The following is a 14411-nucleotide window of genomic DNA, read 5'->3' as shown; positions in this document are numbered from 1 at the left end:
TGATGATCTAATAACTTTAAGTTATTGATACTTGCTGTAGGCGTCGATGAACTGCAACATATTCAAACCACAAATGGGAACTCAAAGGATACTAAATGTCAGGGATTACTGATTTAGACGAGCTACTAGCCTCCATGGAGCCGCGCTTGGTCGATGGTGAATTTGTCTTTTGCACCTGCAACGGATCGCTAACTGAATACATTGAACTCGACATTATGGGCTCGTTTAAGGAGCAAGAAGGACTCACCCTGATACTGCCTTTATCGCAGGCTAGGCAATCAGACCTTGAGTATGAAGGTGTCTTTAGAATGATCACCTTAAATGTCCACTCTAGCCTCGAAGCAGTCGGTTTAACTGCGGCAGTGTCTAACAAGCTTTCCGAGCGAGGTATTAGTGCAAATGTCGTCGCTGCCTATTATCACGACCATATCTTTGTACAATCTACTAAGGCAGATGAAGCACTTTTAGCGCTGCTGGAGTTTGTGAAATAAAGGCGTAAAAGGGAAGAAACAGTATGAAGTATGTTGAGTTTAATGAATTTTGCAGCTCATTTACGGCGACATCACATGTGGTCCAATGGGGAGATGCGCATGTTTGGAAGGTTGGAGGAAAGGTTTTTGCTATCGGAGGATGGAGCAAAGAGGGCAGTGAAGCGTATATCTTCAAGACCTCGGATCTAAACTTCGATTTTCTCAGTGACCATGAGGGATATCGTCCCGCACCGTATTTCGCTAATCGTGGAATGAAATGGATTCAACAAACCGAGACGCAAGGACATCTCGATGAGGAGTTACGATACTATATCGGCGAATCATATCGTATTGTCGCATTGGGATTAAGCAAACGTAAAAGAGCAGAACTCGGGATCGATGTCGAGTAGTATTCAACCGTTCAAATAAACTGTGCAAATAGAGTGATTCACTCAAATCTATTCTTTAATTCTCCTTTCATATCCGGTGTTCCATTGTTGAAATAGTGAAAGTTATATTCAAAAAACGTAATTTTGATCACTGTATGTAGTTAAACAAAATGTGACATCATCAAAGACGAAAAAATATCGTTTATAAATCAGGTAAATATAGTGATAGTTATATTTGCCTGAATTTCTATTCGCGGAAATGCAATTAAAATACACATTTAGTGATTTTGCTTCAATCGGATTGTGTGTTTATTGTACAGTTCATGATGCTACTCACGTTAGAAAAAATAGACAATTACAGATGTAAATTTAGTGCCTACCTTATTTTTGGTTGTTTATGTTGTTTGGAATTAAATCTATAAATAAGGAATAGAAATGAAACCTAAGTTAAGCTTGGCTGCGGGGTTAATTCTTGCGGGACTAGCCTTTCCCCCTATTAGCACGGCATCAGAGGTACCGAAAACCACATTTGTGCATCTATTTGAATGGCGCTGGAATGATATTGCGACAGAATGTGAGACATTCTTGGGCCCTAAAGGTTTTTCAGCTGTGCAAGTATCTCCACCTCAAAAGAGCGTTGATAATCAGGCATGGTGGTCTCGTTATCAGCCAGTAAGCTACTCGTTTGAAGGTAGAAGTGGCAGCCGTCAAGAATTTCAGAGTATGGTAGACCGCTGTAAATCGGTAGGGGTTGATATTTATGTAGATGCAGTAATTAACCATATGGCTGCATGGGACCGCAATTTCCCAGAGGTCCCGTTTGGTGGCAATGATTTTCACAATTGTACCGACGATATAAATTATGGTGATCGCTGGTCCATACAGAATTGCGACTTAGTAGGTTTAAATGACTTAAAAACGGAGTCTGAATATGTCCGTCAGAAAATAGCGGATTATATGAATGACGCTATAAGCATGGGCGTGACTGGATTTAGGATAGATGCAGCGAAACACATGCCAGCAGGCGATATTGCTGCCATTAAAAGTAAGCTCAATGGAAATCCTTATATATTCCAAGAAGTGATTGGAGCGGGCGGAGAACCAGTTCAGCCAGGTGAATACACCTATATTGGTGATGTGACAGAGTTCAATTTTGCAAGAACGCTCGGGCCTAAGTTTAAGCATGGCGGAATTAAAGATCTGCAAGGTATTGGTAGTTGGGGCGGTTGGCTATCGAGTGATAAGGCGGTGACCTTTGTCACTAACCACGATGAAGAGCGGCACAATCCAGGGCAGGTATTGAGTCATCAAGATTTTGGCAATTTATACATGCTAGGAAACGTGTTCACGTTAGCTTATCCGTATGGTTATCCCAAAATTATGTCTGGTTACTACTTCAATAACGATTTTGATGCTGGACCACCTTCATCAGGTGTCCACTCGGGGAATGCTTGTGGATTCGATGGCGGTAACTGGGTTTGCGAACACAAATGGCGAGGTGTTGCCAATATGGTCGCGTTCCGAAATCATACTGCTTCAGAGTGGCGTGTCACTAATTGGTGGGATGATGGCTATAACCAAGTTGCCTTTGGACGAGGTGGGTTAGGCTTCGTAGCGATCAACCGCGATGACAATAAATCCATCGACCAAGGGTTTCAAACCGGAATGCCTTCTGGTGAGTATTGTGACGTGATTGCAGGCACCTTTGATTCTGCCACCGGCACCTGTGACGGACCTACTATTTCGGTCGATTCGTCTGGTTATGCTCACTTTACGGTTGCCAAGCATGATGCAGCGGCGATTCACGTAGGAGCAAAAGTGTGTGCCGGGTGTACTGACCCGACGCCAGGGCCAACACCAACGCCTGATAGTCCAGTCAATGCGACCACGATTTGTATCGACAATCGTGCGGGATTAATTAGTCCGAACTTGTATTACTGGAATGCGACACCAGCAGGCAGCATAGCTAACGCGACGTGGCCAGGTGTATCAATGATATCTAATGGGGATTATTTCTGTCACGATCTTGGTGTGGTGGTAGACAGTGTTAATGTGATTTTCTCTGATAGTGGCGCAAATCAAACTGAGGATTTAATCGCAAGTTCTGGTCAATGTTTCTCAAACGGCAAATGGGACTCACTAATAGCTTGTGGTTTCACAGTTAATGGTGACGGTGGTGATAACGGCGGTCCTGATCCCGTAGTCGGTAGTAAGGTCTGCTATGACAACGCAGAAAACCATTCAGAGCCAACGCTGTATTACTGGAGTGTGGTTGCAGATCAGTCCGTAGCTAATGCAACCTGGCCTGGTGTGACGTTGATAGAAGAAAACGGTCTGTACTGCCATGATTTTGGTGTCGGTGTACAAAGTCTCAACGCGATCTTTAGTAGTGCTGGCAACAATAAATCCGCAGATTTAAGCACGTCAGCTCCCGAACTTTGCTTCAAGAATGGTCTATGGCAGTCTCTGGATAACTGTCAAAGTACAGCAGTTGGCGGAGATGAAACCTGGTATTTCCGCGGCACTTCGAACGCTTGGGGCTTAGCTAAGCTGACCTACGATGCTAACTCTGGTCTCTATACAACGCAGCAAAGTTTTAATGGTGAAGAGACGCCTGCACGCTTCAAAATTGATAGTGGCAGTTGGACCGAAGCCTACCCGAGTAGCGACTACCAAGTTGGAGATTACGCGAGCTATAAGATTGACTTCAATAGCGCAACTAAGCAAATCACTATAACCAAGCAATAAGGATTACGAGCATGAGCAAGCTTATTTTGACCATGCTCGGCGTGGCGTCGGTAACGACGCCAGTGTCCGCAGAATGGTTCTATCGTGGTACGTCCAATGATTGGGCGGCAGCACAAATGTCTTCAAAAGGGGGCAATATATATGAGATTTGCCAAGTGTTTAACAGTGGGGATCAAACAGGAGGACCAAGGTTTAAGGTCGACCGAGATGGCAATTGGACAGAAAGTTATCCTTCGAGTGACTTTACGGTTGGCAACGACCAAACATTAGTTATACAGTTTGATGCCAACAGTAAGCAAGTGTCGGCCGAAGCGGTTTCCAGTTGTGAATCAGCATCAGATTCGCGTTTTAGCCAGCTCTATTTTAGAGGTACGGTGAACAACTGGGCTTCAACGCCAATGACACGAGTATCAGAAAGCTTGTGGCGTGTTTCTGTTAACTTTGATGGGCAGTCCAACCAAAGGTTCAAATTCGATGTACTCGGAGACTGGACTCAAAACTATGGTGATAATGATAACGACGGAGTTCTAGACTTCTCAGGTGATGACATTATTACCAGCGTTATTGGTACCTATGATGTTGAGGTCGATGATCAAACACTTGCTTATACCTTGATCCAAACAGGGGACGGAAATCAAGCTCCTGTGGCTCAGATTGACTCTTCTGCTAGCTCGTCAGTCGACGTTGGTACGACGGTAACCTTCTCCGCGGCTAACTCTTATGATCCTGATGGCTCAATTGCGTCTTTCCTGTGGAATACAGGGGAAACGACAGAATTGATCGATGTGACTTTTAATCAAGCGGGACAACAAGAAGTATCCGTTACGGTGGAAGATAATCAGGGACTATCGGCACAAGCGAGCTTGATGATATCAGTCGGAGCAACGAGTACCGACTCATGGTACTTCCGTGGAACCCCAAACAATTGGGCAGCACTTAAAATGACATCTTCTGGTGCGGATTTGTATTGCACAGAGCAGAGCTTTGGCGGAGCGGATCCTGGGTTCAAAGTTGATCACTACGGCGATTGGACCGAAAGCTATCCAGCAGAAGATTACCGTATTGCAAACGCGGGAGACTATGAGATTTGCTTTAATGTAGTCGACAAGAGTTTAGTTGTCACTCAGCAGGGGGGCGCGGATACAACGCCGCCTTCTGTGGTTGCATCTCCAAGTGCGGGCAGCTATTCCGATAGTCAGTCAATAACGCTCAGCGTCAATGACAATCAAGATAGCGCCCCTAAGCTATATTTCACGACAGATGGCTCAGAACCAACTGAGCAAAGCAGCCAATATAACAACCAAGTGTTTACAGCCAATGATATTGCTTCTGGCGTTGACTTGGAGATCCGCACCTTGGCTGTTGATGCGTCGGGTAATCGGAAGCTTCAGTCTTTTCAATATCGTATCGGTGATACAAGTATTGGTGGGGGAGATTTTAGAAGCGAAACGATTTACTTCTTGATGACGGCACGATTCTACGATGGTGATAGCAGTAACAATTACTACAATCGAGACCGTTACAAAGAAGGTGATCCGCAATGGCGTGGTGACTTTAAAGGTTTGATTCAGCAATTGGATTACATTAAAGACCTCGGTTTCACCGCGATTTGGGTGACGCCACCCGTTGAGAACCGCTCGGGTCTCGACTATCACGGTTATCATGCTTATGATTTCTACACGGTTGATCCTAGGCTAGAATCGGAAGGCGGGAGTTATCAAGACTTCATTAATGCGGCACACGCTAAAGGGCTTAAGGTCATTCAAGATGTGGTAATTAACCATTCAAGCCAATACGGTTTACGTGGGCATGTTTGGATAGATCATATGCCAATCAAGTACTACGTCCCACAAGGCTCAACTCAAGGTCTGATTGATAATGGTCCTTATCAAGGAAACTTGGGTGACTACTCAACGGTCAATCGATGTGATGATGATAACCCAGTGGCACCACCGTGGTATCGCGAGGCATGTAATTCGGACCCCGAGGGGATACAGCCCATCGTCGACCCGAAAACGGGCGTTACGCTGCCGCTTGCTGGTTACGACCCCAATCGCTTCTTCGGCATTGATGCTCAAGGGCTAGACCCAGATTGGTATCATCTGGATGGGTTTATGTCAGGTGGTGACTGGGAAAATCCGGAAGCGCTTCAACGCAAGCATATGGCGGGCGATACAATAGATTTAGCCACTGGCAACCAAAACGTTAAAGACTACATAAATGGTGCGATACGTCAGTATCTCGATATGGGTGTTGATGCCATCCGTTTGGATACGGTTAAACATGTCGAACGCGATGAGCTTTTAGAGTATGTGAATAACTGGAAAGCCCACAAACCGGATTTGTTTGTGTTTGGTGAGAACTTGGTGAAGGGCACCGGTTGGGGCTCCGAGATTGCCAACGATAATGCGTCGGCTGTCATCCGTCCTTGGTGGTATACCCGAACAACTCAAGATCCATCGAACCCAAATGGTGGTGGCGACTCTGGTTTCTCGGTACTTGATTTCTCATTATTTTCCACGTTTCGTGACAATGTCACACGAGGTCACTTTGGTGGTGTAGGGGGCATATTCTCGATGGATTGGGTATATGGCGATGCAACTAAACTCGTCACCTTCTTCCAGAATCATGATGTGGGTCCTGACAATGATTTCAAATATCGATTCGGTGGTGAGGAAGCGAACGCTGCAATCGTATACAACTTACTGTGGACCGCGCGCGGTATACCTACGTTGTACTATGGTGAAGAAATCATGTTCCAAGCGGGTCTTCCACAAGACATTGCGAGTGCAAATGACACCATTGATCAGACCGGTCGTGCTTACTATGGCGAGCACTTAGAAAACGCTGGTGCAACCCAGTCACATCCGCTCTATCAGCATATTAAACGTCTTAATATGATTCGCTCTGCCGTGCCAGCGCTACAAAAGGCTCCGATGAGTGAAGTAAACGAATGGGGTGCCGGTATGAGTTTCGTTCGTGATTTGAGCTCAGAAGGTAGCTATGCAGTCGTTGGATTAGCGGCTGGTGGTAATCAGCAGATCAACGTTAGCAACGTACAGAACGGTACCTATACCGATGCTGTATCGGGTGAAACTAAACAGGTGAGTGGTGGCAGCTTTACATTTAATGTTCCTGCACATTCTGTACGAGTCTGGGTACTAAATGGCGTCGGACAGATCGGTAGTAGCGGTAAATACCTGAAATAATTACGTGATTAGTAATAGAAACGCCCCTCGATAGGGGCGTTTTCGTATTAAAGGTGTTCCAACTAATTTGCGGAAGCCCGCTGTAAGTGCTCGACGAGTACTTTGACAAACCTCGCGGCCTCACCACCGGTGCAGGCTCTATGGTCAAAGGTAATCGACAAGGGGAGCGCTTTAACACCAACTGCCTTTCCCTCGCGTAATATGACTTTTTCAATAATTCGACCCGCACCGACGATTGCCACTTGAGGCGGTGTGACAACCGGTGTAGCAAAGATCCCCGCGATTGCACCGAAATTTGAAAGTGTAATAGTCGCGTGTTGCAACTGCTCTCGACCTATCCGCCTTGCGCGAATACCTTCAACGGTTTGATTAAGCCACTGTCGGATCCCTTGCTGATCGTATTCGTTTGCATCTCTGAGAACTGGTACGTAAAGCCCATGACTGCTGTCGACTGCGATACCAATATTCACTTTCGAATGCACACAGCGAGTCATTGTCTCTGCATCAAACCAAGCGTTTAATGCAGGCTCTTCTTGACAGGCATGGACGACGGCTTTAATCAGTCGTCCAGATATGTCTTCTGTGTCCGCCCAACTATCAAGCAAAGCTTCTTCGGTAATGGTCACAGAGGCAACAGAGTGGTGTGATTCCGACATAGTGCCGACCATGGTTCTTCTTGCACCTTTGAGTACTTCGGTGCCTGGCGCTTGCTTACCGATTTGCTCGTAGACATCGCTGTCTATGATGACACCATCATGCCCACTACCTTTTACCTGAAGTAGATCGATACCCAGTTTCTTAGCGAGAAGACGAGCAGATGGCATGGCTGTAATAGATTGTTCGTCGGAGGTGTGATGGGCAGGGCCCACCCAGAAATCGTCCACTTCGATGTGGTGGGTGTGGTTGGATACATTACCAACCACGGTCGCTGCGTCATTTGTTGTAGATTGAGATGATAAACCGCTGGTTTCCGTTATGGCTTCTTCTATTTCGATCAGTAGACTGCCGATACTAATGACATCACCTTCCGCACCGTAGCGATTCACGATTTTGCCGCTGTAAGGGGCAGGGACTTCAACCACGGCTTTCGCAGTTTCAACTGTCAATATCACTTGGTCTAGCTCGACATCATCTCCAACGTCAACATGCCACTCTACAATTTCTGACTCAGCAAGACCTTCCCCTAAATCGGGCAATAAAAATGACTTCATTTCCAGCCCTCCACGAGTTCTTTAGCCGCTTGAACGATGTCTTCTTCTTGGATCAAAAAGTAATCCTCGTTTTTGTAGTATGGCATCACGGTATCGAGACCAGCCACGCGCTTCGGAGGCGCTTTGAGCATGCACATAGCTTGCTCTGATATGCGACTTATGATCTCAGCGCCGACGCCACAGCTTCTGCTTGCTTCATGCACGACGAGCAAACGACCCGTTTTCTCAAGCGACTTGAGTATCGTCTCCATATCGATTGGTTTGATGCTGGCAAGATCAATCACTTCGACTTCGATACCTGACTGAGACAAAGTATCAGCAGCTTGGAGCGACTCGACTACGCATGCTCCCCAAGTAACTAGGGTAAGATCTCGACCTTTTCGTAGCGTATAGCAAGTATCAAGTGGTAGAGCTTCGCCGTTATCGACTACATTGGATTTAACAGTGCGATAGATGCGCTTTGGTTCAAAGAACATTACGGGATCATTACAACGAACAGCTGATAACAATAGGCCGTAAGCTCGTTGTGGCGAAGAGGGAATAACCACTCTTAAACCTGGGATGTGTGCGAACAAAGCCTCGACACTTTCAGAGTGATGTTCTGGGGCATGGATACCACCACCAAACGGAGCACGAAACACTATTGGGCAGGACAAGCGTCCTCGAGTTCGATTTCTCATCCGTGCAGCGTGGCAGATGATGTGTTCCATGGCGGGAAATACAAATCCTTGAAACTGAAATTCAGCGATTGGTCGCAACCCCTGAGTGGCCATACCAACAGCGACTCCTCCAATAAGCGCTTCTGCTAAGGGCGTGTCAATCACTCGCTTAAGACCGAAGCGCTCTTTTAGTCCGACTGTTGCTCGAAACACACCGCCATTATCACCAACATCTTCACCTAACAGGACAACACGTCTGTCCCTTGCCATTTCATGATGCAGAGCTAGGTTTACGGCGTCGACAAGGGTGGACTCCACCGATGCTATCGGGCTCGCGAGAGGTTCAATATGTAGTTGATCAGCCATGTTGTCCTCCTTGCACTCGCATCGATTTATTGATGAGTTCATCTCGTTGAGGTCTGAGTTCCTTTATCGGTTGCTCGTAAAGGTAATCAAACGCGGTTTCTGGAGCTTGTGGTGGAGTATTCAAATAGCGAGCGACAGCTTCCTCAACGAGCTTTTTACTTTCCGCAGCGAGTTCTATCTCGTTGGATTCTTCCCACCATCCTTGAGCCTCTAGAAAGGTTTTCAAACGCGCAATCGGCTCATATTCCCAGGCAGTATCCAGTTCGTCGTCACTGCGATATCGAGTGGCATCGTCGGCTGTAGTGTGGTCGCTGAGTCGATAGCTTATAGCCTCGATGAGCGTCGCTCCTTTGCCTTTGCGAGCGTTGGCAATCGACTTAGTAATGGCATCCATCATGGCGACGACGTCGTTGCCGTCGACCTTGAGACCTGGAATGCCCGCGCCCTGTGCTTTATCTGCAAGAAAATCGGCACCGCATTGAAGTGCGCGGGGCACAGAGATAGCCCACTGGTTGTTGTTAACGACAAACACAAGAGGAATGTTCCACGCGCCGGCGCAGTTTATCGATTCTAAAAAATCACCTTTGGATGTTGCGCCATCTCCACACGTCACAAGAGCTACATCGTGGTTTCCCTTTATTTTAAGCGCTGCTGCAACGCCGACGGCATGAGTGCATTGGGTGGCAATGGGCACGCAAAATGGCAAGTCGGTACATGGATTGTCGCTGTTGGTAAATTCAAAATCGCTTCCGCGTTCGTCGCCACCCCAGTATTGAAGGTTTTTTTCCATTGGGATGCCACGCACCCACATGGCTGGCATATCACGATAGTAGGGAATAAAGACGTCTCGGTGGGATAGGGCATGACCAATGGCAATCCCTATTGCTTCAGCGCCGAGGTGCGAAGGATAGGTACCGAGTTTACCTGTCCGCTGTAGTGCGACAGCTTTAGCATCGTAGGTTCGTGCGACTACCATGTCGCGGTACAGCTTGATTAGGGTCTCTTTGTCAGCCCAATCGGGTAGTGAGTTGACTAAGTTTCCTTGGTAGTCGATAAAACGATGCATGGGTAATGCTTGTACGTTCATCTCGAACTCCTTTTCACATACTCTGGGTAAGAGTGATGTCGATAAGGTTGAAATCAGATACGTGTTTATACGCAGTGTCTCAAACACTTGGATACTATAAGTGTAAACAAATTGTTAATTTCTGCTTCAATTGATACTTTGTTTGGCAGTAAATATAACCTTACAGTGACTTATGAGGGAGAGAAAAAACTATCAATTATTGCCCTGTTAGTGATTTAGACTGCTTTTTGAAGCTCGGATTGTTTCGAGTTGAAATATGATTCTGGCGAAATATTGTTCAAAATATTATTAAAACGGGAGAGTTAAGCCCAAGATTTTGGGCTTTTTCTATTGAATTTGTTACCTTGTCACCTCTTCGCAAAGCTCTAGTGGCAAACCATCTGGATCTTGGAAGAAGGTATAGCGTTTGCCCGTGTACTCGTCGACGCGAATCGGTTCAACTGAGACGCCTTGCTCCACAAGCTGTGATACTGCGCTATCAATATCATCTACGCTAAAAGCAAGATGCCTCAATCCTTGTGCCTCGGGAAAGCTGGGACGAGGCGGCGCTTCGGGAAAAGAGAACAGCTCTATTTGTGTGCCATCGGGTAGCCCCAAATCCAACTTGTAGGAATCGCGATGCTCTCGATAGTTTTCTGCTAGTACTTTCAAACCGAGTATTTGCGTATAGAAGCGCTTCGATACTTGATAATCAGAACAGATAACGGCGATATGATGTGTTCCTGTTAGCATGTCACAAGTCCTTTTTATTTGATGAGTTTTGATGGCAGTTCGCGCGCCACGTAGTCGATGAACACTCTCAAACGTGCCGGCATATATTTAGTTTGCGCGTATTGAAGTGCAATAGCACCGTGGTAATTACTTTTGATCGTCCAATCTGGTAATACGGGAATGACACTGCCGTCATCAAGTGATTCTTTTATCACGAAGTCGTGGAAGATACCGATACCTAAGCCTTGTTTTACTCCGCTAAGTCGCATTTGTGAGTGGTTGATGGCATACCGACCGGCAACGGTCACCGTATGGAAATCATCGTCTTTGAGAAAATCCCATATGTTGTCTCTGTCGACTTCCGCCAGATACAAGCAATCGTGATGCTCCAAATCACTAGGTGAAGTAGGGAGCCCATTGTCTCGGATGTAATCTGGGCTCGCGCACAGTACGAGATTTGTTGGTCCTAGCTCTTTCATGACTAGGTTTTCATCTGGTGTGTCTGTTAGCTTGAACGCGACGTCTATCCCAAGGTTTAAGAGATCGTAATCACCATCAATGGCGCGCACTTTTAGTTGAATCTCAGGGTACAGCTGCAGAAATGGCGCAATGAAAGGTTGCAGTACCGAATTAAGGAAAGCTTCTGGCGCTGCCACGGTGATAGAGCCGCTGGGTTCGGCGTGATCCGACTGTGACACTTCAACCGCCTGTTGAGCGGCGTTAACCATTAGAACACTCTGATCGTAAACCTTTTGACCTGCTTGAGTGATTATCAGCTTTCGAGTCGTTCGTTCGAACAACTTCACAGAAAGGGCGCTTTCTAGTCGAGTGATGGTTTTAGACAGGGCTGAAGGTGTCACGCCTAACTTCTTTGCAGCAGCGGTAAAACTACCTTCGTTAACGACTAAGATATAAGACGCCAAGTCGGGTAGGAGCGCGATAAGCTTCTGGCTGAACATGATTCGTGCCTCAGATTCACTAATGGTTTTCCATGTTAAGGGATAATCGTTTGTAGCACAATGAACTAAAATGATTGCATTCGTTAGATACACCAAATCAATAGAATTTGGCTATCTCATCCCCTACATAACCTATTGAGAAATAGGATAGAAAAAGGAATCCACTATGTCTGCTTCGTTTTATAAGCAAATCCAAGATCAGATTGAAGAAGTAAAAGCGGAAGGTTTGTACAAATCTGAGCGTGTTATCACTTCTCAACAACAAGCGGCTGTTGAAATCTCAACGGGTGAAGAAGTACTTAACTTCTGTGCAAACAACTATCTTGGTCTAGCTAACCACCCAGCGCTTATTGAAGCGGGTAAAGCGGGTATGGATAAAAATGGCTTCGGTATGGCGTCTGTACGCTTTATCTGTGGTACTCAAGACATCCACAAAGAGCTTGAGCAGAAGCTTTCTACATTCCTAGGTAAAGAAGACACGATTCTTTACACGTCTTGCTTCGATGCAAACACAGGTTTGTTCGAGACTATCTTAGGCAAAGAAGATGCAATCATCTCTGACGCACTAAACCACGCATCTATCATCGATGGCGTTCGTCTATGTAAAGCGATGCGTTACCGTTACGCAAACAACAACATGGCTGAGCTTGAACAGCAACTTATCGCTGCAACTGAAGCAGGTGCTCGCCACAAGCTTATCGTGACTGACGGTGTTTTCTCAATGGACGGCGTAGTAGCAAACCTACCAGCTATCTGTGACCTTGCTGACAAGTACGGCGCACTGGTTATGGTTGATGATTCTCACGCTGTTGGCTTTATGGGTAAAAACGGCGCAGGCACTCACGAGTTCCACGACGTGGTTGACCGTATCGACATCATCACTGGTACGCTAGGTAAAGCAATGGGTGGCGCGTCAGGCGGCTATACTTCTGGTAAGAAAGAAGTGATTGATTGGTTGCGTCAGCGTTCTCGTCCATACCTATTTTCTAACTCTGTAGCACCGGCAATTGTTAACGCGTCTATCCGCGTTCTAGACCTACTACAAGAAAGTGGCGACCTTCGTGACCGTCTATGGGAAAACGCAGCTCACTTCCGTACTCGTATGGAAGGCGCAGGTTTCACTATGGGGGGTGCAGATCACGCGATCATTCCAATCATGCTAGGCGATGCAAAAGTAGCGGCTGAGTTCGCTGAGCGTGCGCTAGAGAAAGGCATCTACGTGATTGGTTTCTCTTTCCCAGTAGTACCTAAGGGTCAAGCACGTATCCGTACTCAAATGTCAGCAGCACATTCTCGTGAGCAACTAGACCGCGCTATCGATGCATTCATCGAAGTGGGTAAAGACATGGGTCTTATCAAGTAATCGCTCTCCCATTGATTTTTAGCCCTGAGCTTTCAGCTTGGGGCACAGTTTGGTAAATATTATGAAAATCAAAGCACTTTCAAAGCTTAAGCCAGAACAAGGCATCTGGATGACCGAAGTAGACAAGCCAGAGCTTGGTCACAACGACATCCTTATCCGCATCAAAAAGACCGCAATCTGTGGTACTGATGTTCACATCTACAACTGGGATGAGTGGTCACAAAACACAATTCCTGTTCCTATGGTTGTTGGTCACGAGTATGTGGGTGAAGTCGTCGGTATCGGTCAAGAAGTTCGCGGCTTCGAAATTGGCGATCGTGTATCTGGTGAAGGTCACATCACTTGTGGTCACTGCCGTAACTGTCGTGGCGGTCGTACTCACCTATGTCGCAACACTGTAGGTGTGGGTGTTAACCGCACGGGTGCATTCTCTGAGTACCTTGTTATCCCAGCGTTCAACGCGTTTAAGATCCCTGAAGGTATCTCTGATGATCTAGCGTCTATCTTTGACCCGTTTGGTAACGCTGTGCACACAGCGCTTTCTTTCGACCTAGTAGGTGAAGATGTACTGATCACTGGCGCAGGCCCAATTGGTATCATGGCAGCAGCGGTTGCTAAGCACGTTGGTGCTCGTCACGTGGTGATCACTGACGTAAACGAATACCGTCTAGACCTTGCTAAAAAGATGGGCGTAACACGTGCAGTAAACGTAGCAAAGGAAAACCTAAAAGATGTGATGGCTGAACTGGGTATGACGGAAGGTTTCGACGTTGGTCTAGAGATGTCTGGTGTACAAGCGGCATTCAGCTCAATGCTAGAAACTATGAACCACGGTGGTCGTATCGCACTCCTAGGTATTCCACCTTCAGACATGGGCATTGACTGGAACCAAGTTATCTTTAAAGGTCTTGTGATCAAAGGTATCTACGGTCGTGAAATGTTCGAAACTTGGTACAAGATGGCAAGCTTGATCCAATCAGGTCTAGATCTAACACCAATCATCACTCACCACTATAAAGTTGATGACTTCCAAGAAGGCTTTGACGTTATGCGCAGTGGTCAGTCTGGTAAGGTTATTCTGGACTGGGAATAGAATCACTAGACGAAAGTGTCGCTTTGCAAAAGTGACACTCTTTTTTTTGGGGCTGTATAACTGAACGTAGTGAATGCAGCCTATCTTTTCTCTTACAGCCCCTTCCGTATCAATACCGATTCTTGTACTACGTGTTCAATTAAATA

At 46.4% G+C, this 14411-nt stretch carries 11 protein-coding genes; 6 read left to right on the top strand and 5 right to left on the bottom strand.

Features of this window, described 5'->3' with window-relative positions; all coding sequences use genetic code 11:
- Positions 1–95 precede the first annotated feature (95 nt).
- From J4N45_RS23460 to J4N45_RS23445, 4 genes are all read left to right on the top strand, one after another.
- Positions 96–491: an ACT domain-containing protein gene (locus tag J4N45_RS23460; RefSeq protein ID WP_252014790.1), complete on the top strand. Its 396-nt coding sequence runs from the start codon at positions 96–98 to the stop codon at positions 489–491.
- Between the two features lie 23 nt (positions 492–514).
- Positions 515–880, top strand: a complete 366-nt coding sequence (locus J4N45_RS23455; protein WP_252014789.1) for an MmcQ/YjbR family DNA-binding protein — start codon at positions 515–517, stop codon at positions 878–880.
- A 414-nt stretch (positions 881–1294) separates the two neighbouring features.
- Positions 1295–3607, top strand: a complete 2313-nt coding sequence (locus tag J4N45_RS23450; RefSeq protein ID WP_252014788.1) for a starch-binding protein — start codon at positions 1295–1297, stop codon at positions 3605–3607.
- A gap of 11 nt (positions 3608–3618) precedes the next feature.
- On the top strand, positions 3619–6816 hold the full coding sequence (locus J4N45_RS23445; protein WP_252014787.1) for an alpha-amylase family glycosyl hydrolase: 3198 nt from the start codon (positions 3619–3621) through the stop codon (positions 6814–6816).
- Positions 6817–6878: 62 nt separating this feature from the next.
- On the opposite strand, the gene J4N45_RS23440 is transcribed toward J4N45_RS23445, so the two are convergent.
- From J4N45_RS23440 to J4N45_RS23420, 5 genes are all read right to left on the bottom strand, one after another.
- Positions 6879–8027 carry a dihydrolipoamide acetyltransferase family protein gene (locus J4N45_RS23440; RefSeq protein ID WP_252014786.1) on the bottom strand — a complete coding sequence of 383 codons (1149 nt, stop codon included), beginning with the start codon at positions 8025–8027 and terminating at the stop codon, positions 6879–6881.
- The gene (locus J4N45_RS23435; RefSeq protein ID WP_252014785.1) at positions 8024–9052 is read right to left on the bottom strand and encodes an alpha-ketoacid dehydrogenase subunit beta; all 1029 of its coding nucleotides are present in this window, start codon (positions 9050–9052) and stop codon (positions 8024–8026) included. Before J4N45_RS23435 ends, J4N45_RS23440 begins: the two co-directional genes overlap by 4 nt.
- Positions 9045–10139, bottom strand: coding sequence for a pyruvate dehydrogenase (acetyl-transferring) E1 component subunit alpha (gene pdhA / locus J4N45_RS23430; protein ID WP_252014784.1), 1095 nt, complete (start codon positions 10137–10139; stop codon positions 9045–9047). The genes J4N45_RS23435 and pdhA overlap by 8 nt, the downstream gene beginning before the upstream one ends.
- Before the next feature lie 339 nt (positions 10140–10478).
- The gene (gene gloA2, locus J4N45_RS23425) at positions 10479–10871 is read right to left on the bottom strand and encodes an SMU1112c/YaeR family gloxylase I-like metalloprotein (protein ID WP_252014783.1); all 393 of its coding nucleotides are present in this window, start codon (positions 10869–10871) and stop codon (positions 10479–10481) included.
- A 14-nt stretch (positions 10872–10885) separates the two neighbouring features.
- Complete coding sequence (locus J4N45_RS23420; protein WP_252014782.1) at positions 10886–11809, bottom strand: LysR family transcriptional regulator; 924 nt, start codon at positions 11807–11809, stop codon at positions 10886–10888.
- A gap of 166 nt (positions 11810–11975) precedes the next feature.
- On the opposite strand from J4N45_RS23420, the gene J4N45_RS23415 reads away from it, so the two are divergent.
- Positions 11976–13172 (top strand): glycine C-acetyltransferase, encoded by a 1197-nt coding sequence (locus J4N45_RS23415; RefSeq protein WP_252014781.1) that lies wholly within the window; start codon positions 11976–11978, stop codon positions 13170–13172.
- A gap of 61 nt (positions 13173–13233) precedes the next feature.
- The gene (gene tdh, locus J4N45_RS23410) at positions 13234–14265 is read left to right on the top strand and encodes an L-threonine 3-dehydrogenase (RefSeq protein WP_042470405.1); all 1032 of its coding nucleotides are present in this window, start codon (positions 13234–13236) and stop codon (positions 14263–14265) included.
- The last annotated feature ends 146 nt before the right edge of the window (positions 14266–14411 follow it).

This window comes from Vibrio sp. SCSIO 43140, from assembly GCF_023716585.1.
GTDB classification, from domain to species: Bacteria; Pseudomonadota; Gammaproteobacteria; order Enterobacterales; family Vibrionaceae; genus Vibrio; species Vibrio maritimus_B.
Note: the sequence above shows the minus strand (reverse complement) of the source record. Positions and strands in the feature narration are given on the sequence as shown.

Coding starts and splice junctions, on each gene's coding strand:
- J4N45_RS23445 (WP_252014787.1), top strand. CDS start 3,619: ATGAGCAAGCTTATTTTGACCATGCTCGGCGTGGCGTCGGTAACGACG.
- J4N45_RS23455 (WP_252014789.1), top strand. CDS start 515: ATGAAGTATGTTGAGTTTAATGAATTTTGCAGCTCATTTACGGCGACA.
- J4N45_RS23450 (WP_252014788.1), top strand. CDS start 1,295: ATGAAACCTAAGTTAAGCTTGGCTGCGGGGTTAATTCTTGCGGGACTA.
- gloA2 (WP_252014783.1), bottom strand. CDS start 10,871: ATGCTAACAGGAACACATCATATCGCCGTTATCTGTTCTGATTATCAA.
- J4N45_RS23420 (WP_252014782.1), bottom strand. CDS start 11,809: ATGTTCAGCCAGAAGCTTATCGCGCTCCTACCCGACTTGGCGTCTTAT.
- J4N45_RS23440 (WP_252014786.1), bottom strand. CDS start 8,027: ATGAAGTCATTTTTATTGCCCGATTTAGGGGAAGGTCTTGCTGAGTCA.
- J4N45_RS23435 (WP_252014785.1), bottom strand. CDS start 9,052: ATGGCTGATCAACTACATATTGAACCTCTCGCGAGCCCGATAGCATCG.
- tdh (WP_042470405.1), top strand. CDS start 13,234: ATGAAAATCAAAGCACTTTCAAAGCTTAAGCCAGAACAAGGCATCTGG.
- J4N45_RS23415 (WP_252014781.1), top strand. CDS start 11,976: ATGTCTGCTTCGTTTTATAAGCAAATCCAAGATCAGATTGAAGAAGTA.
- J4N45_RS23460 (WP_252014790.1), top strand. CDS start 96: ATGTCAGGGATTACTGATTTAGACGAGCTACTAGCCTCCATGGAGCCG.
- pdhA (WP_252014784.1), bottom strand. CDS start 10,139: ATGAACGTACAAGCATTACCCATGCATCGTTTTATCGACTACCAAGGA.